This is a genomic window from Streptomyces sp. NBC_01314 (genome assembly GCF_041435215.1).
Lineage (GTDB): Bacteria > Actinomycetota > Actinomycetes > Streptomycetales > Streptomycetaceae > Streptomyces.
This window is the reverse complement of the sequence record NZ_CP108394.1, coordinates 9,331,600-9,353,559: the sequence shown is the minus strand read 5'-3', so window position 1 is coordinate 9,353,559 and position 21,960 is coordinate 9,331,600. Positions and strand designations below refer to the sequence as shown.

Sequence of the window (21,960 nt, the reverse complement as noted above, 5' to 3'; positions counted from 1 at the left end):
CGAAGGGGCGCGGGGAACTGCGCGACAAGCCACCCACAACCCGCTGCCGCCACACCACGGCCCTCCCCGAGCTCGAAGGCGCCCGGCGCTCAATCCCCCTTGTAGACGTCCAACCGCCCACACATCCCGAACTTCCCGTACGCGGAGGGCTCCTCGGCCCGTACGGCAGCGTCGGCCAGGTGTGACAAGTCCCCCCGCTCCAGCCGGTCCAACTGCTCCCCGGTCACGGCGGCAGCCGAACGCGCACCCTTTTCCCAGCGCGCCCGCCACTCCGCCAGCCGGGGCCGTACGAGCGCCGCGGCGGCCCGGTGGAACGCGGCGAGCGGCTCGGGGCCGGAGGCGTCGCGCAGCGCGCGGTAGCCCTTCAGGGCGAGGTCGCGCCGGTTCCGGGCGACGCGCTCCTGCTCCTCCTCCGGCGCGTCCACCGGGATGCGGGTGGCGGCGGCGTACGTCTCCGGGTCGGTCAGATACTCCGGGGGCAGGGTGAGGACGGCGTCGCCCGCCTCCGGCAGCCCGTTGTTCTGCATGAGGACGGTGATCCGCAGGTCGTCCTCGTTGACCAGCCGGTGGATCGTGCCGGGCGTGAACCAGGCGACCGTCCCGGGCGCCAGTGGCGTGACCTCGTACCCGGAGGTCGTCAGCGTCTGCACCGCGCCGCGCCCGCCGGTGACGACGTACGCCTCGGAACAGGTGAGATGCAGATGGGGAGTTCCCCCGCAGACCCCGTCGGCGGCGGGCCAGTCGTAGACGGCAAGGTGCGAGACGGCGACCCCGCCCGGCAGCCCCTCGTATCCGCTCACCACGGGTGCGCCTCCAGGTACTTGGCGATCTCCTCCCGCTCCCAGGCCCCGTCCGCCACGACGACCCGGTAGCGACGGGTGAGCGTCTCGCCGGGAGCCAGCTCCAGTTCCTCGAAGAAGGCCCAGGACGGGGCGACGGCGGCGAAGGGCTCGTTGCGGACGAACCAGTGGGCGGGATGCGCGCCCCGGTCTCCGGTGTGGTCGTTCTCGGGCGCGTGCGCGAAGACGAGCGTGGCGTGTCCGTCGGTGCCGTCGTGTTCGCCCGAGTAGGCCAGCCAGGGCGCCTGCTCGCCCATCAGCCCGGTCCCCTCGGAGTCGGGGCCGATGATCCGCCCGTCCCGGAAGGCACGCGGGCCGCGCCAGAACAGGCCTGTGTAACCGGCCATCTCACGTCCGGCGGTGGTGGGGCTGCCGAACAGCAGCGGCTCGTCGCGGCGGTTGGTGATCGCGCTCGTCCAGGTCAGCGCCCACGAACCCGACTCGGTGTCGACGTCGTGGATCTCGATCCGGCGCTCCTCGTCCGCCCACAGCTCCCCGGTGTGCGGGTGCCAGGTCAGCCGCTCGGCGATCACGACCCGCTCGCCGTCCGACTCGACGACGTCGAATCCGACGTGCGCCATCGAACCGACCCGCTCCGGGATCGGCAGATAACCCTCGCCGTGCACATACGAGTTGCCGCCCCACAGGTTCTGCCCCGACAGGTGCGAGGCCGTCAGCTGCAGGCCCTTGTGCCAGCGGTGGTCGTTGGGCCGGAAGTCGGTGACGACGTCCCCGGCCAGCGTCCGGATCGGGTGCAGATACGGCTTCGGCGCCTCCCAGTCCGCCTCCGCCCGGTAGACGTAGCTCAACAGCTCGACACCGGTGGCGGGTTCGGTGACCGTGATCCGGTCGCCGTGTGCGTGGACCACGCGCAGCCCGTCGTGGAAGGTCATGCGGTGATCTCCTCACTCGTGCCGACGGAGCTCGCGTCGGCGGACACCTGGGCCGTTCCGGGCGCCCACCCGGGGGCGCCTCCGTGCATGGCCGTGTAGTACGGGTCCCCGGGCCCGATCTCCCCACGCCGTACGGTCACGTCCGTGAACGCCGACTTGTACAGGGCCGCGATCAGCTCCAGGCTCGTCCGCCCGTCGGCGCCGCTGCTGCGGGGCCGCTCGCCGGCTCGCATGCTGGCGACGAGCTCGCGCAGCTGGGCCAGGTGCGAGCTGGGGACGTCCTCACCGAAGTCACGCCAGGCCGCCGCGTCCGCGTCCGGGGTGCCCGGGGCGGGGACGACGGACCAGTTGGTGTTGGAGTGGCCGTACAGATGGGTCAGTTCGACGGTGGCGCGCTCGCAGTCGATGCGGATGCGGCTGACCTCGTCGGGGCTGAGGACGCTGTTGACGACGGTGGCCAGGGCGCCGCTCTCGAAGCGGACGAGGGCCGTCGAGACGTCCTCGGTCTCCACGTCGTGGACCAGCCGCCCGGCCATCGCCCGGACCTCGCTCCACGGCCCGAGCAGATCCAGCAGCAGGTCCATCTGGTGGATGCCGTGCCCCATGGCGGGCCCGCCGCCCTCCGTGGCCCAGCGTCCGCGCCAGGGAACGGCGTAGTAGGCGGTGTCCCGGTACCAGGTGGTCTGGCAGTGCGCGACGAGCGGGCGCCCGAGGCTCTGCTCGGCGAGCAGCTTCCGTACATGCCGCGAACCCGACCCGAAGCGGTGCTGGAAGACGATCGAGGCGTACGGCCCTCCGGTCTCCGTACCCTCCTGCGCCTCGACGGCGTCGAAGTCGGCGAGCGTCGGCACCGGCGGCTTCTCGCACCACACCCAGGCGCCGGCCCGCAGCGCGGCGATCGTCTGGTCGCGGTGCAGGGTCGGCGGGGTGCAGATGCTGACCAGGTCGGGCCGCTGTTCCGCCAGCATGCGGTCAAGATCGGTGTAGCCGTGCGGGATACCGTGCTCCGCGCAGAACTTCGCCACCGCGTCGGCATCGATGTCGACGGCCGCCACGACCTCGGTCTCGCCCTCCTCGGCGAGCCGCGCGAGCGCGGGCAGGTGCGAGCCGCCGCCGATGGCGCCGACGCCGATGATCGCGGCGCGGACACGGCGGCCGGCGAGCGGCGCCGGGAGGCGGTTCGGCAGCCGGTCCGGAGTCGGGCTCGGGTCGTTGCTGGGTGTGGGCATGGACGTGATCAGCACTCCATCGAACGGGACATCGGACGTTGGCCAACGCCTGGTGGCGGGGGCTCCGGCAGTGCGGTGACCCCTCCAACGGCAAGCGCTTTCCCCGGCAGCAACGTATGTGCGGACATAGTGACTGGTCAACACCACGGATCCAGCCGTTCCACGCCTGGGAACGCGCACGCTCCACCCGTCCCGCGCACACCCTCCGCCCGTCCACCGGCCCCCCTGCGAAACCCCTGTGACAGCCCTGTCCCCTTGGGGCGCTAGGCTGCCCCCAGCACCTGTGATCACCTGCCCCGCGGCGCGGCACGTCCTCCGTCGGCCCTCCACGATCAGCGCTTGGACCACGTAACTTCATGTCTTGGTTTGAATCCATCATCCTCGGACTCGTCCAGGGGCTGACCGAATTCCTCCCCGTCTCCTCCAGTGCGCACCTGCGCCTGACGGCGGCGTTCTCCGGCTGGGAGGACCCGGGAGCGGCCTTCACGGCGATCACCCAGATCGGCACCGAGGCCGCGGTGCTGATCTACTTCCGCAAGGACATCGCCAACATCATCTCGGCGTGGTCGCGCTCGCTGTTCAACAAGGAGATGCGCGGCGACCACGACGCCCAGATGGGCTGGCTGGTGATCGTCGGCTCCATCCCGATCGGTGTCCTCGGCGTGACCCTCAAGGACCAGATCGAGGGCCCCTTCCGTGATCTGCGCCTCACGGCGACCATGCTGATCGTCATGGGCATCGTCCTGGGCGTGGCGGACCGCCTGGCCGCGCGGGACGAGACCGGCGGCAAGCACCGCGCCGCCAAGGAGCGCAAGGGCCTCGATCAGCTCAGCGTCAAGGACGGTCTGATCTTCGGCCTCTGCCAGGCCATGGCCCTCATCCCCGGTGTCTCCCGCTCCGGCGCCACCATCAGCGGTGGCCTCCTCATGGGTTACAAGCGCGAGGCCGCGGCCCGGTACTCCTTCCTCCTCGCCATCCCGGCCGTGATCGCCTCGGGAGGCTACGAACTCAAGGACGCGATGGAGGGCGGCCACGTCACCTGGGGACCGACGATTCTCGCCACGGTCATCGCCTTCTTCGTCGGCTACGCGGTCATCGCGTGGTTCATGAAGTTCATCTCCACCAAGAGCTTCATGCCGTTCGTCTGGTACCGCATCGCGCTCGGCATCGTCATCGTCGTCCTGGTGTCCCTGGGCGTACTGAGCCCGCACGCGGGCGAGTCGGCGGGCTGAGCCGGACCCGGCCCGAACGGCCCGTTCCTCCCCAACTCCCCTCAGTGACCAACCACATACGGCATCCGTAGCCGACCGGTAGCGCACCGTCAGTGATGGCGCCTACTCTTGTCCGCATGTCCCCCGATCCCTTGGCCCGTGGTTCCGTGCGGTCCGCCGCCGACTTGAACGACCGGATCCGAGCGCTGTGGCGGCACGCGGGCGGATCGCTGTCGGCGCAGGAGCGGGCCGAGTACGAGCTGTTGGTCGCCGAGTGGGCCGCGGCGATGCGCGAAGACATCATCGAGGCCGCGTGACCCCTGGGGGGCGACACACCGACGGGCCGGCCCGCCGCGGCGGCCTGATCATCTTCCTCAACGGCACGTCCAGTTCGGGCAAGTCGAGCATCGCGGTGGAACTGCTCCGCATCCTCGACGAGCCGTCGTTCCACATGCCGGTCGACGCGTTCCACGCCATGCGAACCCGTCAGGAGCTGCCTCCCGAACGGCTCGCCACCGTGCTGCACAACACCTGGCGGGGCTACCACCGCGCGATCGCCGGCATGGCCTCCGCGGGCAACAACGTCGTCATGGACCACGTCCTGAGCGCGGAATGGCGGCTACGGGACTGCCTCGACCTCTTCGTGCCGCAGAACGTCGTGTTCGTCGGCGTGCACTGCGCCCGCGCCGAGCTCGAACGACGCGAGCGGGAGCGGGGCGACAGGCCGACGGGGCTGGCCGCCCGGCAGCTGGAGCAGGTGCACGCACACGGTCTCTACGACATCGAGTGCGACACGGGCCGGGCTGATCCGCTCCGATGCGCCGCGCGCATCAAGGAGTTCATCGCCGACCGCCCCACACCGACCGCGTTCCAGCAGCTGATCGACAAGCGGCGGGGCCTCAGGCCACCGGCCGACTGAACGCGCCCCGAAGGGGCATAGGGAACCGCGCGAACAACCACACACGACCGGCGGCCCGCCGACAACCCAGCCGCCCACGGCGCTTCACCGGCCCCCCGACACCCGCAGCACCGCTCCTGTCGTGTACGACGCCTCCGGGGACATGAGCCAGGCGATGGCCGAGGCGATCTCGTCGGCACGGCCGGGCCGGCGCAGGGGGACGGACGCGGCGATGCGTTCGGGGCGTTCCGCATCGCCCATCCGCGCGTGAATCTCCGTGTCGATCACCCCGGGCGCCACCGCGTTGACACGGATGCCGTCCGGGCCGAGTTCCTTCGCCAGCCCCGTCGTCAGCGCGTCGACCGCGGCCTTGGTCGCCGCGTAGTGCACGTACTCGCCGGGGCTGCCCAGCGTGGCCGCCGCCGAGGACACGTTCACGATGACGCCGCTCCCCCGGGCCGCCATCACCTCGGCCGCCCGGCGCGAACACAGCAGCACACCGAGGAGGTTGACCTCCACCACCCGGCGCAGCACGTCCGTGCCGGTGTCCGCCAGCCTCCCGAACGGGCCCGTCACTCCGGCGTTGTTGACCAGGCCCGTCACCGGCCCGAGCCGGTCCGCCGCCGTCTCGAACAGCCGGTCCACGTCGGCCTCCACCGAGGTGTCCGCCCTGACCGTGACACAGCGCGCCCCGTTCGCCCGCACCCCCGTCGCGATCCACTCGGCGGCCGCCCCGTCGCTCACGTACCCCACGACCACGTCGTGCCCGTCCGCCGCGAGCCGCAGGGAGGTCGCGGCACCGATCCCCCGGCTCCCACCCGTGACCACCGTGACCGGACGTGACATCCCGACCTCCCTGACAGCGAACATGACGCACGCGGTGTGCGGCCCCGACGAACTCGGCGACCGATCATCCTACGTTCGCAGCCCGGCAGGCGTATCACGTCGGGGGCAACCATTCCGGCCCCGGCGGCAACTCATGAGTGGGAAGCTCCTTCCACACGAGCCCCACACGAATCACGCCTTCTCCCAAACCAGTCGTTCTCCCAAACCAGGCGTTCTCCCGCATCAGCCGTTCCCCGCATCAGTCGTTCTCCCGATCCGCTCTTTCCGGAAGCACGCTTTCCGGAAGCGCTCTTCCTCCCGAACCTCGCATGAATCCGAAGGACTTGAACGTGGCAGCCCGTTCCCACCGCTCCTCCCCCCGGCCCAAGCGGCGCACCGCCCTCATATCCGTCGCCACCGTGGCGGCCGTAGGGCTCGCCGCGTCGCTCGTCATCGCCTTCGGCCCCGACCGCGAGAGCGGCACCGAAGCCGCCGGCAAGGTCGGTGCGGCCCCCGCCGCGACCACCCCCCGGGCGACCGGTCCGTCCTCCGATGCGCCGGAGCGTAAGCCCTCCGCCACACCGTCGAAGTCCCCGTCCCCGTCGGCCTCGAAGAACACCCCGTCGGCGACCCCGACCACCGAGTCCACCCGGCCGTCGCCCGCCGTCACCCGGCAGGCCGGGTCCGCCTCGGCGCAGCTGGCGGGGCGGATCCGCCCCGGGGTCGACTACGAGGGGGTCGCCACCTTCTACGACGCCGGTACGGGCGAGGGCGGCGCCTGTTCGTACGGCCCGAGCGACGACCTCATGACCGCGGCGATGAACACCACCGACTACGAGGTCTCCAAGGCCTGCGGGGCATACGTGCGCGTCCGCGCGGCGGGCGGCGCAGCCGTCACGGTCCGGATCACCAACGAGTGCCCTGCGCCCTGCGCGCCCGGCCAACTCGACCTCAGTGCGGAGGCCTTCGCCAAGCTCGCCGCACCCTCACGCGGCCAGATCCCGATCACCTGGAGTCTGCTGAGCCCCGGCACGTCCGACCCGCTCTCGATCCGCTACAAGACCGGGTCCAGCCAGTACTGGTGCGGCATCCAGGTGATCGGTCACCGGAATCCGGTGGCGCGGCTGGAGGTCCGCGACGGCGGCGGCTGGGCCCGGCTGCCGCGTACCGAGTACAACTACTTCCTCTCCGAGCAGGGCGGCGGGTGCGGAGGCGCGCTCAGGATCACCGACATCTACGGGGAGCGGCTGACCGTCGACGGGATCGCGGTACGGCCGGACGTCGTACAGCCGACCGGAGTGCAGTTCACCGCGCGCTGACCGCGCGGCGCGTCCGCCCCGCCGAGGACGGGTCGCGAAGCCGATCAGTCGGATAGACCACGCTCACGCGCGCGTGAGCGTGGTCCGGCCAATGCTGAGAGGGCCCTGCCCGCCGACTTTCCCGGGACCCTCATGCCACTCACGCCCGCTTCCCGCCCGCACACCCGTACCCGTTCCCGCACCCGCACCCGCACAGATCCTCGTACCCGCCTCCGTCTCCGCCTGTCCGTCGTCGCCCTGCTCGGCGCTTCCTGTCTGGGTGGCCTGCTCCTCGCCCCGGCGACGGGCGCCGCCGACGGCGGCTCCGGCTCCGGCTCCGGCTCCGGCGGGAGGAGCGAGCGCACCCTGCAACAGCAGCTCGAAGACCTGGTCGCCACTCCTGGAGGACCGCCGGGTGTGATCGTCGTACTGCAACGGGACCGCACGTCACGTGTTCTTCGCGCCGGGGTCGCCGACCTGGAGACCGGCCGTCCGATCGAGCCCACCGACCACATGCGGATCGCCAGTACGGCGAAGGCGTTCAGCGGCGCCGTGGCGCTGCGTCTGGTGCAGCAGGGTGCGCTCGGTCTCGACAGCACCATCGGCCGCACCCTGCCCCAACTGCCCCGCGCCTGGCGGTCGGTCACCCTGCGCCAGTTGCTGAACCACACCAGCGGGCTGCCCGACTACACCGAGGACCCGGAGTTCCTGGAACTGCTCCTGGCGGACCCTCGCCGCACCTTCGACCCGCGCCGGCTGCTGGACTTCGTCGCGGACGAACCGCTGCGCTTCCGCCCCGGCACCCAGTACCGGTACTCCAACTCCGACAACATCGCCGTCGCGCTGATGGCGGAGACGGCGACCCACAGGCCGTACGAGGAGCTCCTGAGCCAGATCGTCTACCGGCCACTCGGCCTGCGCGACACCAGCCTCCCTCTGGGCTACGAGATGCCGGAGCCGTACATGCACGGCTACGCCGTCGAGCCGCCCGCGCCGCCGGAGGACGTCAGCGAAGCGCTGAGCGCGTCCGGTGTGTGGGCCTCGGGCGGGATCGTCTCCACTCCGCGTGACATGACGCGGTTCATCCGCGGCTACGCCGCCGGGAGACTGACGTCGAGATCCGTTCTGCGCGAGCAGCGCCGCTGGATCGAGGGGGCTTCGGAACCGGCCGGCCCCGGCCGCAACAAGGCGGGGCTCGCCATCTTCCGCTACGACACCCGCTGCGGGGTGGTGCTGGGGCACACCGGGAACTTCCCCGGCTACACGCAGCTGATCGCCGCGACCCCCGACGGCCGGAAGTCCCTCACCTTCTCGCTCACCACCCAGGTGAACCAGACGATCAACCCCGACCTGGTGGAGAGGCTCCGCACGATCGAGGAGAACGCGGTCTGCACACTGCTCGGCCGGCAAGGCGGCTGACCGGTCACGAAAGCGCCGAGACGGGCCTGACCGGGCGATCCCGTCTGTCAGGCTTGTAGTGCTCTCACCAGTCAGGCCTGTGGTGCTCTCACCAGTCAGGTCTGTCACGCCCGCCGATCACCCCGTTCCGGGTTCACCGGCGCAGATGGGCGAGCACCTCGTCCGCGACAGGGTACGGCCGTTCCTCGGGCAGCAGCGCGGTGGCCGCGTCCAGCTCTCCCGCCCGTACGCGGCCATGGACCTCCCTGGCGAGCGGCGTCACGTCCTCGATGCCGACGATCCACTCGTCCGCGTACCGGGCCGCCGCCGCCCCCGACAACCCGAGCTGCAGCGAGCGGTACGGCAGCGGGGTGAGCCGCAGGTCACGCTCGGGGTCCCACTGCACCCGCGCGGGCGACTGCCTCAACTCCCGCTGCCAGGCGGCCTGGCTCTCGTGCACCTCGGGCACGTAGTGCGAGAGGCAGGAGTTTCGCAGCGCCCACTCGAAGCCGTCGCGGCCGATCTCGACGGCCAGTACCGTCTCCTGCCCCTCCTTCAGACCCCAGCCGCAGCGGTACATCATCCACAGGAAGGACGGCTTGATCCAGGTCATCCGGTCCCGCTTCCAGGCGGCCGGAAAACGACCGTGGCGCGCGGCCTGACCGCCGATCTCCGGGCGGTACGCCTGATAGACGGTGACCGTGTCGGCGGTGTGGCGGGCACGGACACGGAACTTGGGCTCGGTCTCTGAGGGACGTTCACTTTCGGTCACGGGGACCAGATTCGATCACGGCCGCACCCCGAGGCCACCGAATATCCACGGCCGGGAGCCGCGGCCCACCGCCCCGGACCCTTCGACCTCCCGTTCCCGATCCCTGAAATATCCCCCATCTGCTCGCACGCCCCTTGGCGTGGCGCGTCTCCTGCCCCAACACTGAGCCGATGACGCAGCGCGTGGAACTCGCGATCGTGATGGACCGGCTCGCCGTCGACGGCCTGATCACCGAGTACGCGGTGGCGGTGGACGACGGCGACTGGACGGCGTACCGGGACCTGTTCGCACCGGAGGGCCGCGCGGACTACCGCTCGGCCGGCGGCATCGAGGGCGACGCCGTGCAGGTCGCCGGGTGGCTGGCCCGGAGCATGGAACTCTTCCCGATGCGCCAGCACCTGATCGTCAACCGACGGGTGCGCTTCGGATACCTGGAGCAGGACACCGGCGACACCGCCCAGGTCCAGGCGGACTACATCAACCCGATGCGGTTCGCCGGACACGACGGCGGATCCACCGCCCCCGACTTCGTCTGCGGCGGCCGCTACACCTTCACCCTGACCCGCACCCGCGACGGCTGGCGCCTGCGCGAGGTCATCGTCCAGGAAAAATGGCGCCGCACCACGGAGAACCTCGCCTCCGCCCAGCGCCCTTCCCCGGCCTGAGCACCCTCCGCCCCGGACCCGGACCGAACCCGTAGGACCCGACCACCCTTCCTGCCCCCTCCTGCCCCCTCCTGCCCTCTCCTGCCTCCCCGGCCCAGCCCGTCCGCCCCGGCCACCCATCTGTCCCGCCGGTACCGGCCCCGCCCCGCTCACCACCCCCACCCCGCCCACGCCCCCTGTCGTAGATCGTCCCCGGCGCGCACACTGGAGGGACGTACCAGTGGGGACGGAGGCTCTGTATGAGGACGCCGGACCGGATCACCTCCCCGTGGAGGCGGTGGTCAGCCGTCGTCGTGGCCGGGGCCCTGCCCGTGCTCGCGTTCCCGGCGCCGGGACTGTGGTGGTGGGCGTACGCGTCGCTGGTGCCGTGGATGCTGCTGATCCGGACGGCCCCGACCGGCCGCCGGGCGGCGTACGACGGCTGGCTCGGCGGATTCGCGTTCATGCTGGCCATGCACCACTGGCTGCTGCCGAACCTCCATGTGTTCACCTTCCTCATCGCCGGCCTGCTGGGCGCGCTGTGGGCGCCATGGGCATGGCTGGTGCGCCGGTTCCTGGCCGGTACCCCCTCGCCCGGACGGGTCGCCGCCACGCTGCTGGTCGTGCCGTCGGGCTGGCTGGCGATCGAACTCGTCCGCTCCTGGCAGGGCCTCGGCGGACCCTGGGGCCTGCTGGGGTCCAGCCAGTGGCAGGTGGAGCCGACGCTGCGGCTGGCCTCGGTCGGCGGGGTCTGGCTGCTCAGCTTCCTGGTGGTGGCCGTCAACATCGCGGTCACCGTGCTGGTTTCGGTCCACCGGTCCCGGACGCCGGCGCTCGCCGGTCTCGTCGCGGCGGCCACCGCGACCTCGGCGGTGTGGCTGTGGTCGCCGCGGCCCGAGGTCCGGGGCGACGTGCGGATCGCGGTCGTACAGCCCGGTGTGACCGACGGCCCCGACAACCGGTTCGTCCGCGAGGAAGCGCTCACCCGACGGCTCGCGGGACAGGACCTGGACCTGATCGTGTGGGGCGAGAGCAGCGTCGGCCACGATCTGGCCGACCGGCCCGATCTGGCCGACCGGATCGCCGCGCTGGCCCGTGAGACGGACACGAACATCCTCGTGAACGTCGACGCCCGCCGCTCCGACCGCCCCGGCATCTACAAGAGTTCGGTTCTCGTCGGCCCCGACGGCCCCACCGGCGACCGGTACGACAAGATGCGCCTCGTCCCGTTCGGCGAGTACATCCCGATGCGCTCCCTGCTCGGCTGGGCCACCTCGGTCGGCGAGGCGGCCGGCGAGGACCGCCGACGCGGCACCGAACAGGTCGTCTTCGACTCCGGGAAGGGGCTGCGGATCGGCCCCATGGTCTGCTTCGAGTCCGCGTTCCCGGACATGAGTCGTCATCTCGCCCGGGACGGCGCCGAGTTGCTGCTGGCGCAGTCGGCGACCTCGACGTTCCAGCAGAGCTGGGCGCCGGAGCAGCACGCCTCACTGGCCGCGCTGCGGGCCGCCGAGACCGGCCGCCCGATGGTCCACGCGACGCTCACCGGTGTCTCGGCGGTGTACGGTCCGGACGGCGAGCGCGTCGGCTCCTGGCTGGGCACGGACGAGAGCACGACGGCGGTGTACGACGTGCCGCTGGCGAACGGAACGACGCCGTACGTCCGCTTCGGCGACTGGCCGGTGCACGCGGCACTGCTGGTACTGGTCGTGTGGGGCGCCTTCGAGGGCGTACGGGCCGTACGGCTGAGGCGCCGGACGGGCTCTGCGCCGCCCGCGGCTCAGACGGCGGACCGGTCCTCGACCGCGCGCACCACCCGCTCGCACAGCTCATGAGTCGCGAGCGCGTCCCGCGCGCTGAGCACCTTGCCCACGCGCACGGCGTCGAGGAAGACGAGGACGGCCTGCTCGATGCCCCGCTGCCGGGCCACCGGCACCCAGTCGCCACGCCGCCGCACGGACGGCTGCCCCTTGTGGTCGATGACCTCGGCGAGGTTCACCACCTGCCGCTTGGTGTCCTGCCCGGAGACCTCCAGGATCTCCTCCGCCGAGCCGCTGAGCCGGTTCATGACGCCGAGCGCGGTGAACCCGGTCCCGGAGAGCTGCAGTACGACATGGTGCAGCAGCCCGCCCTCGGTCCGGGCGCGCACGGTCACGTCCTCGACCTCCCCCGGCACCAGGAACCGCAGGGTGTCCACGACATGGATGAAGTCGTCCAGGATCATCGTGCGCGGCAGTTCGGGCAGGCCGATGCGGTTCTTCTGCATGAGGATCAGCTCACGCGGATGGTCGGCGCACTGCGCGTACCCGGGCGCGTACCGCCGGTTGAAGCCCACGGCGAGCCCGACGTTCCGCTCCTCCGCCAGCCGTACGAGCCGTTCCGAGTCGGCGAGTTCGTACGCGAGCGGCTTGTCGACGTACGTCGGCACGCCCGCGTCGATCAGCCGCTCCACGATCTCGGGGTGAGCCCCGGTGGGCGCGTGCACGAAGGCCGCGTCGAGGTTCTGGGCGAGCAGCGCGTCGAGACTGGCGTGCCGTCGTCCCGGCGGGAGGTGGAGGCTGTCGGCGACGCGGGTGAGCGTGGCGGGCGTCCGTGTCTGCAGATGGAGTTCCAGCCCCGGTTGGGTGCCGAGCACCGGCAGATACGCCTTCCGCGCGATGTCGCCGAGCCCGATGCAGCCGACCTTCACAGAGGTCTCCCGTCCACGGTGTGTTGTCGAAATGCCTCGTCGGCAGCATACGGGGGCTGCGAGGATGGTTGGCATGACCATCCAGCGCACCGAACCCTCCGTCACCGCCGGCGAACGGACCATGCTCGAAGGCTGGCTCGACTACCACCGTGAGACGCTCGCGTTCAAGTGCGAGGGCCTGGACGACGCCCGGCTGAGGACCGCTCCGGTACCGCCCTCGGAACTGTCCCTGCTGGGGCTCGTTCGGCACATGGCGGAGGTCGAGCGCATCTGGTTCCGCAAGGTGCTCGTGGACGACGACCCGGGGCCGATCTACTTCAGCAAGGAGGACCCCGACGGGGAGTTCCACCTGACGGAGGCGGACACCCGGGAGGAGGCCTTCGGCACCTGGCAGGAGGAGATCGCGGTCGCCCGGCGCAACGCCGAGGGCTTCGCCCTGGACGACGTCGGCAAGGCGGTGCACCGGCGTGCGGGCAAGCCGCCGAGCCTGCGCTGGATCTACACCCACATGATCGAGGAGTACGCCCGGCACAACGGGCACGCCGACCTGATCCGGGAGCGGATCGACGGAACCACCGGGTACTGATCGGAGCCGAGCGCCCGACGTGAAACGACGGCGCGCCGGAGCCGGTGTGACGGGCACGCGGCCTGGCGCACGTGCGCCGGAGCCGGTCGGACGGCCACGCGACCTGGTGTGCGTGGCCCAGAGAGCCGGTCGGACGACCACGCGGGCCTACCGCGCGTACACCAGAGCCGGTCGGACAACCACGCGGCCTAGCGCACGTGGACCAGAGCTGGCCGGACGACCACGCGGCCTGGGCGCGCGTGCGCCGGAAGGCGTCGGGCGGAGCGCGTGGCGTCGCCGACGCGTGCTGAGGGGCGGCCTGCGGGGGCTCGTGGCGTCGCCCGCCGTCCCCGGCGTCACCCGTGTGGGGGCATCCTCCGCCCGATCCCTCCCCAAAGCGGCCCGGACACAGCAGAGTTGCGCGGGTGCATCGACCGACCACCACCGCAACGCTCCTGGTCACCGTGGCCGTTTCGGCCCTCACCGGCTGCGTGACCGCGCAACACCCGCCCCCGCCCCAGGCGTCACCCGTCCCGTCCCGGCCGTCCGAACCCCGCCCGGACGGCACCACCGAGACACAGATCGTGCAGGCCCCGGTGCGGGAGGCGCTGGAGCTGATCGGCCCGCCCCGGAAGTCCACGCCGAGCACGTCCACCGCGCCGAAGCCCGCCGTGTCGGCTCCGACCGCCACCACCCCCACGCCCACCCCACCTGTGCCACCGCCGCCCCAGGAGGAGCGCCGGGGTGCCCCCGAGCGCCACGGACCGCCGCCACCCGAGTCCCGGCCTCGTATCGAGGTCCCGCCCCTGCCCAGGAACATCCCGACGGAACCACCCAAGAAGTCCGACGTGTGCGCACTGGGCCACAAGTACGGGGGCTGGGGCAAGGACACCCCACAGGCGTCCATCTGCAAGGACGTGTACGGCCGTTGAACCACCCGACGCCGCACGGCGGACGCAGGGCTCCGGCGCGGGCGCGCAGGCAGACGTGGGCGCCCGCACTGTCGCTAGGGCCGCTGTCTCGGCGGCCCCGGCGTCTCTCCCGCACCGGGGCCCGCCTCGTCGAGCCGGGCCTCCAGCCGCGCCAGGGCCACGCGGACGCCGTCGCCGTGCCCGTCGTCCCCCAGCGTGGCCAGCGCGCCCCGGGCCAGCCGCAGATGGCTGCGGGCCGCGTCGTGGCGCCCGAGCTTGGCGTAGTCGGCGGCGAGGTTGAGGTGGAGCGAGGGGTAGAAGGCGCGCACCGCGAGATCGTCGTGGCGCTCCGTCGGGTGCCCCGGCGCCCCGCCGTCGGACAGTTCGTCGGCGGCCGACAACGCCCGGAGGTCCCAGGCCAGTTCGGTGTCCGGATCGTCCTGGGTGTCGGCCATGTAGTGCGCCAGCGTGCAGCGGTGGAGCGGGGTGCCGTCCTCGCCGATCTCCGTCCAGAGCTTCAGGAGTCGGTGCCGGGCCTCCTCGCGGTCACCCCCATGGTGCAGCATGACCGCCTGCCCGATCCGGGTCATCATGGCGTCCGGTGCCATCTGCTCCTGCCGCTCCACCACCGCGTCCTCCGCACTCGTCGCCCCTGTCCCGCCTGTCTCCCCCGACGCTAACGGCAGGCACCGGCAATCCCGGTCAGGCCGCTCCGTACGGCCGCGGGGGCGCCCCGGCGACCGTACGGCGGGCAGCAGGACGGGCGGGTGAGGGGGCCGAGCGGCCGTCAGCCGAGGTTGGGGATCGTCCAGTCGATCGGCTCGTGGCCCTGCCGGGCGACGGCCTCGTTGATCTGCGTGAACGGCCGGGAGCCGAAGAACTTCTTCGCCGACAGCGGCGAGGGGTGCGCACCCTTCACCACGACATGGCGCTCCTCGTCGATCAGCGGGAGCTTCTTCTGCGCGTAGTTGCCCCACAGGACGAAGACCACCGGGTCGGGCCGGTCGGCGACCGCGCGGATCACGGCGTCGGTGAACTTCTCCCAGCCCTTGCCCTTGTGCGAGTTGGCCTCACCGGAGCGGACCGTGAGGACCGCGTTGAGAAGCAGCACGCCCTGCTGGGCCCACGGCAGCAGATAGCCGTTGTCCGGGATGGGGGTGCCCAGCTCGGCCTGCATCTCCTTGTAGATGTTCCGCAGGGAGGGCGGGGTCTTCACACCCGGCCGCACGGAGAAGCACAGACCGTGGCCCTGGCCCTCGCCGTGGTACGGGTCCTGGCCGAGGACGAGGACCTTCACGCTCTCGTACGGCGTGGCGTCGAGGGCGGCCAAGACCTGCTCACGGGGAGGGTGGACGGGACCCTTGGCGCGCTCCTCCTCGACGAACTCGGTGAGTTCCTTGGAGTAGGGCTGCTGCAGCTCGTCCCCCAGGACCCCGCGCCAGGACTCGGGCAGCATGGCGATGTCGGTCACGTCAACTTCCTCCGGTGTGCGCTCACTTCATGGCCGCGGAACACGCGGCCATGGGCAGCCGCGCGAAGCGCGGCCGCCGTCAGAGCACAGAACCTACAGGCGTCCACTGACAACGGGGTCCGGCACCCGGGACGAGGGGCCTGTCCCTCTCGGATCGTGCCGGGCCGCGATCAGGCGCCGTGTCCCGAAGCCGGCCCGATCCGAGGGGCGGGTTCTACCAGCTGGTCTTCCATGACAGCTGCCACATGCTCATCATCGTCGCGGGGTCGATGACGTTCTCGAGACCGGCGATCTCCTCGTTCGCGGCCGTGTACGCCTTGCCCTGCCAGAGGGGGATCAGGCGGGCGTCGTCCACAAGGATCTGCTGAGCCTTCTCGAACTCCTCGGAGACGGCCCCGCGGTCGCTCTCGGCGCGGGACTCCGGGAGCAGCTTGTCCGTGATCTCGGGGGACTTGTACGGCGTGCCGAGCGCGTTCTGCTCGCCCACGAACGGGGCGATGAAGTTGTCGGCGTCGTTGAAGTCGGGGTTCCAGCCACGCCCGAAGACCGGGTACTCGCCCTTCTGGTAGCCCTCCGAGTAGGTCTTCCAGGGACGGCTCTTCAGCGTGACCGAGAACAGACCGGACTCCTCCAGCTGCCGCTTCAGCTCCTCGAAGGCCGGCTTGGTCTGCGAGCCGTAGCGGTCCGTGGTGTACCAGAGCGTGAGAGGAACCGTTTCGGTGATGCCGCCGTCGGCGAGGATGGCCTTCGCCTTGCTCGCGTCAGGGGCGCCGTAGTCGTCGAAGAAGCCCGTCGTGTGGCCCACCAGACCCCTGGGGATCATGGAGTACAGCGGCTCGACGGTGTCCTTGTAGATGTTGTGGGCGAGCGCCGGGCGGTCGAGGATCTGGGCGACGGCCTTGCGGACCGCGGGGTTCTTGGCCCACGGGTCCTTGGGATTGAACACCAGGTAGCTGATCTCGGTGGTGGGGCTCTCCACGATCTGGAGCCCCTCCTCGTCGTGGTTGGCCTGGATGTCCACGATGTCCGCGGCGCCGAGACCTCGGTAGATGACCGAGATCTCCTTGTCCTTGAGTGCCTTGACCATCTCGTCCGACTGCTGGAAGTACTCGATGGTGACGGCGGAGTTCTTGCGGTCCGCGAGGCCCTTGTAGTTCTCGTTGCTGACCAGCTCGGCCTTCTTGCCCTCGTCGTAGGACGCGAGGTCGTAGGGGCCGGAGCCGTGGATCTCCCCGCCCTCGCGGAGCTTGTCCGCGGGATACTCCTCGGGGTCCACGATCGACATGGCGGGCGTGGTGAGCACGAGCGGGAAGGTCGCGTCGGGCTGGCTGAGGTGGAAGACGACCTCGCGGTCGCCCTTCGTCTGCACCCGGGACAGGGTCGTCAGCAGGCCCGCGGGACCGCCGTTGACGTTGATCTTCTTGATCCGGTCGAATGAGTACTTGACAGCCTTCGCGTCCAGCGTGTGCCCGTCCGAGAACTTCAGGCCCTCGCGGAGTGTGCAGCTGTACACCGTGCTGGAGCTGTCCGTGAACTCGCAGCTCTCGGCGGCGTCCGGCTCGGGCTCGGACCCGCCGGGCGCGTAGCCGAGCAGGGGCTGGAAGACGTTGCGCATCAGCTCCCAGGAGCTGTCCCAGGCCGCGGCCGGGTCCAGGGTGCTCGGTGTGCTGGTGGTCCCCACCACGATGGGGTCAGCGTCGTCCGAGGCATCCGAGGAGAACACACCACACCCGGTCACCATGGATATGGACGCGATCACCGCGAGTGGCGGCAAGTATCGGTTCCGGTTGAACACGCGCATGCTCCTCGAAATGCCGTACCAAGAGTGGCGAACGATACCGCAGGCCCCGCGAGCGGCCCTCGCTCGGCTGGCAAAGGCCTTGATCAGTCCGCTTGTGACGGCGTTGTCGAGCCCTTGTGAGGGTCGCGGACGGGCGCCGGAGATGTTCGGTGAACCTCGCACCGACGCCCGTCGTACTCTGTCAGCCCACCCCGGCGTTGAGGAAGATGCCGCCGTCGACCACGAGGGTCTGGCCGGTGATCCAGTCGGACTGCTCGGAGGTGAGGAACGCGGCGGCGCCGCCGATGTCGGAGGGCACGCCGAGCCGGCCGAGCGGGTAGGACGCCGCGGCCTCGGCCTCCCGGCCCTCGTACAGGGCCTGGGCGAACTTGGTCTTCACCACGGCGGGCGCGATCGCGTTGGCCCGCACCTTGGGCGCGTACTCGTGCGCCAGCTGCAGGGTCAGGTTGATCATGGCGGCCTTGCTGATGCCGTACGCGCCGATGAAGGGAGAGGCGGAGACGCCGGCGACGGAGGCGATGTTGACGATCGCGCCGCCGTTGTCCTTCTGCCAGGCGTGCCATGTCCGCTGGGCGAAGCCGAGGGCCGAGACGACGTTGGTCTCGAACACCTTGCGGGCCACGTTCAGGTCGAGGTCGGCGATCGGGCCGAAGACCGGGTTCGTCCCCGCGTTGTTGACCAGGAAGTCGACGCGGCCGAAGGTCTCCATCGTGCGCTCGACGGCGAACGCCTGGTGGGCCTCGTCGTGGGCCTTGCCCGCGACGCCGATGACGCGGTCGGCGCCGAGCCGCTCGACGGCCTCCTTGAGCGCGTCCTCGTTGCGGCCCGTGACGCAGACCCGGTCGCCGCGCGCGACGAGGGCCTCGGCGATGCCGTAGCCGATGCCGCGGCTGGCGCCGGTGATGAGGGCGACCTTGCCCGAAAGCTCGGGGAGTTCCACCGAAGTCATGTTCCCGATCCCCTAGTTGAGCGGTCCGCCGGCGACGTACAGCACCTGGCCGGAGACGAATCCGGCGTCCTCGCCCGTGAAGTAGGCGATGGCGCCGGCGATGTCCTCGGGCCGGCCCACGCGCTGCACGGGGATCTGGGTGGCGGCCGCGGCCTGGAACTCCTCGAAGCCCATGCCCACGCGCGCGGCGGTGGCGGCGGTCATGTCCGTGACGATGAAACCGGGCGCGACGGCGTTGGCGGTGACGCCGAACTTGCCGAGCTCGATGGCGAGGGTCTTGGTGAAGCCCTGCAGACCGGCCTTGGCGGCGGAGTAGTTGGCCTGGCCCCGGTTGCCGAGCGCGGACGACGAGGACAGGTTGACGATCCGGCCGAACTTGGCCTCCACCATGTACTTCTGGACGGCCTTGGCCATCAGGAAGGCGCCGCGCAGGTGCACGTTCATGACCGTGTCCCAGTCGGACACGCCCATCTTGAACAGCAGGTTGTCGCGGAGCACGCCCGCGTTGTTCACCAGGATCGTCGGGGCGCCCAGCTCCTCGGCGATCCGGGTGACGGCCGCCTCGACCTGGGCCTCGTCGGAGACGTCGCAGCCGACCGCGAGCGCCCTGCCGCCGGCGGCGGTGATCTTCTCCACGGTGTCCTTGCACGCGGCCTCGTCGAGGTCGATCACCGCGACGGCACGGCCCTCGGCGGCCAGTCGTACGGCGGTCGCGGCACCGATGCCGCGCGCGCCACCGGTGACCACGGCGACACGCTGCTCAGTGGTGGACATTGCTGGTTCTCCTCGCCTTTGGGATGCGGCTCCTACGGCGCCCCCCGCTGGGTGAGCGACCGCTTAGTACCTTCAGCACACGTGACGCTAGAAGTCCTGGCACCCGGTGTCAACGTTCCACCAGGTGTGATCCCTTACGTCGTCCCCCGACCGGGGGCCGCCATACACCAGGCCGTCACACACCGGGCCGTCACTTCACCAGCAGAGCGAGCAGCCGTTCGGCCTCCGCCGCCGGATCCGCGGTGAGCCCAGTGTGCACGGGTCCCGCCTGGACGACCGTGGAACGCGGCGCGACAAGCCACCGGAACCGCCGTCCGGCGTCGTCCCGGGCGGCCTGCCCGGCCGCCTCTCCCCCGGCGCACACGCCCTCCACGGCACGCAGCGCGGCGCGTACGCCCCCCACGTCCGCCCCGGGGTCGAGGGCGAGCAGCTTGGCCTCGTCTAGATGCGTCCGGGCCGCCACGAGGGCGCGGGAGCGGCTGTACACGAGGACACCCGCGTTGAAACACTCACCGCGCTCCATCCGGGGCACGACCCGCAGCAGCGCGTACTCGTAGACGTCCTGCCCACTCGCTCCGGTCCCCAGGAAGCGGTCGCTCACGTGATCCCCTCGATGCGTTCGTGAATGTCGGCGGAACGGCCGAGCAGCGGCTCCGCGTACGCCCGTCGCAGCGCGTCCGGCGTCTCGAAGCCCGGCTCGTCGGCCAGCCAGACATCGGGGATCTCGGCGGTCACCTCGGCGAGCAGTTCCTCGGTGACCAGGGGCGCGAGGTCGGCGGCGGCCGCGGCGACATCGGGGCCGAAGCGTGCCAGGGCGTGGTCGGCGGCGTTGTAGGGCTTGGCGGCGGAGGTGCGGGCGCCAGGCCAGTGGTGGTGCCAGATCATGGTGGCGCCGTGGTCGATGAGCCACAGCTCGCCGTGCCACATCAGCAGGTTCGGGTTGCGCCAGGAGCGGTCGACGTTGTTGATCAGCGCGTCGAACCAGACGATCCGCCCGGCCTCCTCGGGGCTCACCTCGAAGGCGAGCGGGTCGAAGCCGATGGCGCGGGTCAGGAAGTCCATGCCCAAATTGGTGCCGCCGCTGGACTTGATCAGCTCCTGCACCTGCTCGTCGGGCTCGCCGAGCCCCAGGACGGGGTCGAGGCCGACGGTGACGAGGCCGGGCACTCGCAGTCCGAGCCGCCGGGCCAGCTCACCGCAGACGACCTCGGCGACGAGCGTCTTGCGGCCCTGACCTGCTCCGGTGAACTTCAGGACGTACGTTCCGCGGTCGTCGGCCTCGACGAGCCCCGGCAACGAACCGCCTTCCCGCAACGGCGCGATGTACCGGGTCACGCTGACTTCCTTGAGCATCGCCCCAGGTTACCGGCGGGCCGGACGCCCCCGGAGGCGACCCGTCCGCCGTGGCCGCAGACCGACAGCTTTAAGACAGCTGCTTTTGACGCTGCCGTGATCCCGGACAGGTCAAGATGTGCACCCTGTCTGAACGTTCAAGCACGGGCCCGCCGTATTCATGGGCGAAAGTGCAAAGCCATCTGGGAGGAACCGTCAGCATGACCAGCGAAACGATCAAACCCGCTTCGATTCCGGGCCGTCGCACCGTCATGGCTGCGGCCGGCATGGCGGGACTCGCCGTCGCGCTGACCGCGTGCGGGTCGGAGGACGACTCCTCGACCTCGACCTCAACCTCGTCCGGTGCCGGGGCCGGCGGCGACGCGAGCAGCGACTCGACCGCCGAGGCCGGCAGTGGCAGCGCGAGCGGCGGCGACAGCGCGGGCGGTAAGGAGATCGCCAAGACCTCGGACATCCCCGAGGGCGGCGGCAAGATCTTCGAGAGCGAGGGCGTCGTCATCACCCAGCCGGAGGCGGGCACCTACAAGGCGTTCTCCTCCGTGTGCACCCACCAGGGGTGTGCGGTGAAGTCGATCTCCGACGGCGTGATCAACTGCCCCTGTCACAACAGCAACTTCTCGATCACCGACGGCAGCGTGAAGAGCGGCCCGGCCACGAAGCCGCTGCCTGCCAAGGAAGTCAGCGTCTCGGATGAGTCGATCACGCTGGCCTGACCTTCGTCAGGCACGCCAGCACCTCGTCCGTGGTCGCGACCGTGGCGACCAGCGCGAGGGTGTGGCGGATCATCGCGGGGGTGTAGTCGGCAGGCACCCCCGCGATGGCGTCCCCGGGCACGACGACGGCGTAGCCGAGGTTCACGGCGTCGAACACGGCGTTCGGCACGGCCACGTTGGCCGAGACACCGGTGACGATCAGGGTGCGGCACCCCAGATTGCGCAGCAGCGCGTCCACGTCGGTGCCCGCCAGCGGTGACAGCCCGTGCAGCCGCCGTACGATCAGATCCTCCTCGGCGACCTCGATGGGCGGCGCGATCCGTACGGCCGCGGTGCCCGTCAACTGCCGTACGGGCAGCTGTTCCACCGCGCGGAACAGGCGGGCGTTGTGGTTGGCACCCCGCCCGTCGGGCCGTCGCTCGGCGACGGCGTGCATGACCTGCACCCCACTCCCGTGGGCCGCGGTGACCAGCCGGGCCACATTGTCGAGCACCCCCGACGACCGGGCCTCGCGGGCCAGTTCGGGCAGTGCGCCGTCCGGTCCGACGACACCCCGCTGGCACTCGACGGTGAGCAGGACGGTGGTGGCGGGATCGAGAAGCCCGACCAGCTCCCGCTGTCTCTTCGACTCACTCGCGTACGACGGCATGACGTTCCCCTTGTCGCCGACGATCGGGCGGGCGAGCGTAACGCCCCTTGCACATGGACGGAAGACGGCCGATGCTCT

General features: G+C 71.0%; 24 protein-coding genes. 10 read left to right on the top strand and 14 right to left on the bottom strand.

All coding sequences use genetic code 11. From position 1 onward, the window contains the following. Window positions 1–89: 89 nt before the first annotated feature. Genes OG622_RS41215 through OG622_RS41205 form a run of 3 tightly spaced genes read right to left on the bottom strand, consistent with a single transcriptional unit; the run spans window position 90 to window position 2,961 of the window. Window positions 90–803 carry a cupin domain-containing protein gene (locus OG622_RS41215; RefSeq protein ID WP_371581836.1) on the bottom strand — a complete coding sequence of 238 codons (714 nt, stop codon included), beginning with the start codon at window positions 801–803 and terminating at the stop codon, window positions 90–92. Next, entirely contained in the window at window positions 797–1,732 is a 936-nt protein-coding gene (locus OG622_RS41210) for a PmoA family protein (protein ID WP_371581835.1), read from the bottom strand. The genes OG622_RS41215 and OG622_RS41210 overlap by 7 nt, the downstream gene beginning before the upstream one ends. Further along, entirely contained in the window at window positions 1,729–2,961 is a 1,233-nt protein-coding gene (locus OG622_RS41205) for a Gfo/Idh/MocA family protein (RefSeq protein WP_371581834.1), read from the bottom strand. Before OG622_RS41205 ends, OG622_RS41210 begins: the two co-directional genes overlap by 4 nt. A 356-nt stretch (window positions 2,962–3,317) precedes the next feature. Between OG622_RS41205 and OG622_RS41200 the strand changes: the two genes are divergently transcribed. The 3 genes from OG622_RS41200 (at window position 3,318) to OG622_RS41190 (ending at window position 5,091) form a co-directional block, all read left to right on the top strand. After that, on the top strand, window positions 3,318–4,193 hold the full coding sequence (locus OG622_RS41200; RefSeq protein WP_371581833.1) for an undecaprenyl-diphosphate phosphatase: 876 nt from the start codon (window positions 3,318–3,320) through the stop codon (window positions 4,191–4,193). 116 nt (window positions 4,194–4,309) lie between these two features. Beyond that, window positions 4,310–4,489, top strand: a complete 180-nt coding sequence (locus OG622_RS41195) for a hypothetical protein (RefSeq protein ID WP_371581832.1) — start codon at window positions 4,310–4,312, stop codon at window positions 4,487–4,489. Beyond that, on the top strand, window positions 4,486–5,091 hold the full coding sequence (locus OG622_RS41190) for a chloramphenicol phosphotransferase CPT family protein (protein WP_371581830.1): 606 nt from the start codon (window positions 4,486–4,488) through the stop codon (window positions 5,089–5,091). Before OG622_RS41195 ends, OG622_RS41190 begins: the two co-directional genes overlap by 4 nt. Window positions 5,092–5,175: 84 nt before the next feature. On the opposite strand, the gene OG622_RS41185 is transcribed toward OG622_RS41190, so the two are convergent. Next, a complete protein-coding gene (locus OG622_RS41185) occupies window positions 5,176–5,916 on the bottom strand; it encodes an SDR family NAD(P)-dependent oxidoreductase (RefSeq protein WP_371581828.1) in 741 nt (246 codons plus the stop codon). A 329-nt stretch (window positions 5,917–6,245) separates the two neighbouring features. On the opposite strand from OG622_RS41185, the gene OG622_RS41180 reads away from it, so the two are divergent. Both OG622_RS41180 and OG622_RS41175 read left to right on the top strand, forming a co-directional pair. After that, window positions 6,246–7,214 (top strand): expansin EXLX1 family cellulose-binding protein, encoded by a 969-nt coding sequence (locus OG622_RS41180; RefSeq protein ID WP_371581827.1) that lies wholly within the window; start codon window positions 6,246–6,248, stop codon window positions 7,212–7,214. 132 nt (window positions 7,215–7,346) lie between these two features. Beyond that, a complete protein-coding gene (locus tag OG622_RS41175) occupies window positions 7,347–8,612 on the top strand; it encodes a serine hydrolase domain-containing protein (protein WP_371581825.1) in 1,266 nt (421 codons plus the stop codon). A gap of 133 nt (window positions 8,613–8,745) precedes the next feature. On the opposite strand, the gene OG622_RS41170 is transcribed toward OG622_RS41175, so the two are convergent. After that, window positions 8,746–9,363 carry a DUF4291 domain-containing protein gene (locus OG622_RS41170; RefSeq protein ID WP_371581824.1) on the bottom strand — a complete coding sequence of 206 codons (618 nt, stop codon included), beginning with the start codon at window positions 9,361–9,363 and terminating at the stop codon, window positions 8,746–8,748. 170 nt (window positions 9,364–9,533) lie between these two features. On the opposite strand from OG622_RS41170, the gene OG622_RS41165 reads away from it, so the two are divergent. Beyond that, the gene (locus tag OG622_RS41165) at window positions 9,534–10,028 is read left to right on the top strand and encodes a nuclear transport factor 2 family protein (RefSeq protein WP_371581822.1); all 495 of its coding nucleotides are present in this window, start codon (window positions 9,534–9,536) and stop codon (window positions 10,026–10,028) included. Between the two features lie 239 nt (window positions 10,029–10,267). Continuing rightward, window positions 10,268–11,842: an apolipoprotein N-acyltransferase gene (lnt, locus tag OG622_RS41160; protein WP_371584480.1), complete on the top strand. Its 1,575-nt coding sequence runs from the start codon at window positions 10,268–10,270 to the stop codon at window positions 11,840–11,842. Here lnt and OG622_RS41155 read toward each other — a convergent pair. Beyond that, window positions 11,788–12,696 (bottom strand): Gfo/Idh/MocA family protein, encoded by a 909-nt coding sequence (locus tag OG622_RS41155; protein ID WP_371584378.1) that lies wholly within the window; start codon window positions 12,694–12,696, stop codon window positions 11,788–11,790. The two genes, lnt and OG622_RS41155, sit on opposite strands and share 55 nt — an antisense overlap. A gap of 73 nt (window positions 12,697–12,769) precedes the next feature. Between OG622_RS41155 and OG622_RS41150 the strand changes: the two genes are divergently transcribed. Further along, a complete protein-coding gene (locus tag OG622_RS41150) occupies window positions 12,770–13,282 on the top strand; it encodes a DinB family protein (protein WP_371581821.1) in 513 nt (170 codons plus the stop codon). A gap of 404 nt (window positions 13,283–13,686) precedes the next feature. After that, window positions 13,687–14,193 (top strand): hypothetical protein, encoded by a 507-nt coding sequence (locus OG622_RS41145; RefSeq protein ID WP_371581820.1) that lies wholly within the window; start codon window positions 13,687–13,689, stop codon window positions 14,191–14,193. A 74-nt stretch (window positions 14,194–14,267) separates the two neighbouring features. Here OG622_RS41145 and OG622_RS41140 read toward each other — a convergent pair whose 3' ends face one another. From OG622_RS41140 to OG622_RS41110, 7 genes are all read right to left on the bottom strand, one after another. Then, on the bottom strand, window positions 14,268–14,801 hold the full coding sequence (locus OG622_RS41140) for a hypothetical protein (protein ID WP_371581819.1): 534 nt from the start codon (window positions 14,799–14,801) through the stop codon (window positions 14,268–14,270). Window positions 14,802–14,959: 158 nt separating this feature from the next. After that, window positions 14,960–15,643, bottom strand: coding sequence for a uracil-DNA glycosylase (locus OG622_RS41135; protein WP_371581817.1), 684 nt, complete (start codon window positions 15,641–15,643; stop codon window positions 14,960–14,962). A 214-nt stretch (window positions 15,644–15,857) separates the two neighbouring features. Beyond that, the gene (locus tag OG622_RS41130; RefSeq protein WP_371581816.1) at window positions 15,858–17,438 is read right to left on the bottom strand and encodes an ABC transporter substrate-binding protein; all 1,581 of its coding nucleotides are present in this window, start codon (window positions 17,436–17,438) and stop codon (window positions 15,858–15,860) included. Window positions 17,439–17,625: 187 nt separating this feature from the next. Beyond that, a complete protein-coding gene (locus OG622_RS41125; protein ID WP_371581815.1) occupies window positions 17,626–18,393 on the bottom strand; it encodes an SDR family oxidoreductase in 768 nt (255 codons plus the stop codon). A gap of 12 nt (window positions 18,394–18,405) precedes the next feature. After that, entirely contained in the window at window positions 18,406–19,167 is a 762-nt protein-coding gene (gene fabG / locus OG622_RS41120) for a 3-oxoacyl-ACP reductase FabG (protein ID WP_371581813.1), read from the bottom strand. A gap of 190 nt (window positions 19,168–19,357) precedes the next feature. Then, a complete protein-coding gene (locus tag OG622_RS41115; RefSeq protein WP_371581811.1) occupies window positions 19,358–19,768 on the bottom strand; it encodes a DUF3037 domain-containing protein in 411 nt (136 codons plus the stop codon). Further along, window positions 19,765–20,520: a HipA family kinase gene (locus OG622_RS41110; protein WP_371581809.1), complete on the bottom strand. Its 756-nt coding sequence runs from the start codon at window positions 20,518–20,520 to the stop codon at window positions 19,765–19,767. The genes OG622_RS41115 and OG622_RS41110 overlap by 4 nt, the downstream gene beginning before the upstream one ends. A gap of 200 nt (window positions 20,521–20,720) precedes the next feature. Between OG622_RS41110 and OG622_RS41105 the strand changes: the two genes are divergently transcribed. Next, window positions 20,721–21,233 (top strand): Rieske (2Fe-2S) protein, encoded by a 513-nt coding sequence (locus OG622_RS41105; protein ID WP_371581808.1) that lies wholly within the window; start codon window positions 20,721–20,723, stop codon window positions 21,231–21,233. Here the strand turns inward: OG622_RS41105 and OG622_RS41100 are convergent. Continuing rightward, on the bottom strand, window positions 21,220–21,882 hold the full coding sequence (locus OG622_RS41100) for a cysteine hydrolase (protein ID WP_371581807.1): 663 nt from the start codon (window positions 21,880–21,882) through the stop codon (window positions 21,220–21,222). The genes OG622_RS41105 and OG622_RS41100 overlap by 14 nt on opposite strands. Window positions 21,883–21,960: the final 78 nt, after the last annotated feature.

What these genes read in the sequence shown, in the direction of transcription:
- OG622_RS41165 (WP_371581822.1), top strand. Translation starts at nt 9,534, where the DNA reads ATGACGCAGCGCGTGGAACTCGCGATCGTGATGGACCGGCTCGCCGTC.
- lnt (WP_371584480.1), top strand. Translation starts at nt 10,268, where the DNA reads ATGAGGACGCCGGACCGGATCACCTCCCCGTGGAGGCGGTGGTCAGCC.
- OG622_RS41125 (WP_371581815.1), bottom strand. Translation starts at nt 18,393, where the DNA reads ATGACTTCGGTGGAACTCCCCGAGCTTTCGGGCAAGGTCGCCCTCATC.
- OG622_RS41205 (WP_371581834.1), bottom strand. Translation starts at nt 2,961, where the DNA reads ATGCCCACACCCAGCAACGACCCGAGCCCGACTCCGGACCGGCTGCCG.
- OG622_RS41210 (WP_371581835.1), bottom strand. Translation starts at nt 1,732, where the DNA reads ATGACCTTCCACGACGGGCTGCGCGTGGTCCACGCACACGGCGACCGG.
- OG622_RS41150 (WP_371581821.1), top strand. Translation starts at nt 12,770, where the DNA reads ATGACCATCCAGCGCACCGAACCCTCCGTCACCGCCGGCGAACGGACC.
- OG622_RS41200 (WP_371581833.1), top strand. Translation starts at nt 3,318, where the DNA reads ATGTCTTGGTTTGAATCCATCATCCTCGGACTCGTCCAGGGGCTGACC.
- OG622_RS41185 (WP_371581828.1), bottom strand. Translation starts at nt 5,916, where the DNA reads ATGTCACGTCCGGTCACGGTGGTCACGGGTGGGAGCCGGGGGATCGGT.
- OG622_RS41100 (WP_371581807.1), bottom strand. Translation starts at nt 21,882, where the DNA reads ATGCCGTCGTACGCGAGTGAGTCGAAGAGACAGCGGGAGCTGGTCGGG.
- OG622_RS41110 (WP_371581809.1), bottom strand. Translation starts at nt 20,520, where the DNA reads ATGCTCAAGGAAGTCAGCGTGACCCGGTACATCGCGCCGTTGCGGGAA.
- fabG (WP_371581813.1), bottom strand. Translation starts at nt 19,167, where the DNA reads ATGTCCACCACTGAGCAGCGTGTCGCCGTGGTCACCGGTGGCGCGCGC.
- OG622_RS41195 (WP_371581832.1), top strand. Translation starts at nt 4,310, where the DNA reads ATGTCCCCCGATCCCTTGGCCCGTGGTTCCGTGCGGTCCGCCGCCGAC.
- OG622_RS41175 (WP_371581825.1), top strand. Translation starts at nt 7,347, where the DNA reads ATGCCACTCACGCCCGCTTCCCGCCCGCACACCCGTACCCGTTCCCGC.
- OG622_RS41105 (WP_371581808.1), top strand. Translation starts at nt 20,721, where the DNA reads ATGACCAGCGAAACGATCAAACCCGCTTCGATTCCGGGCCGTCGCACC.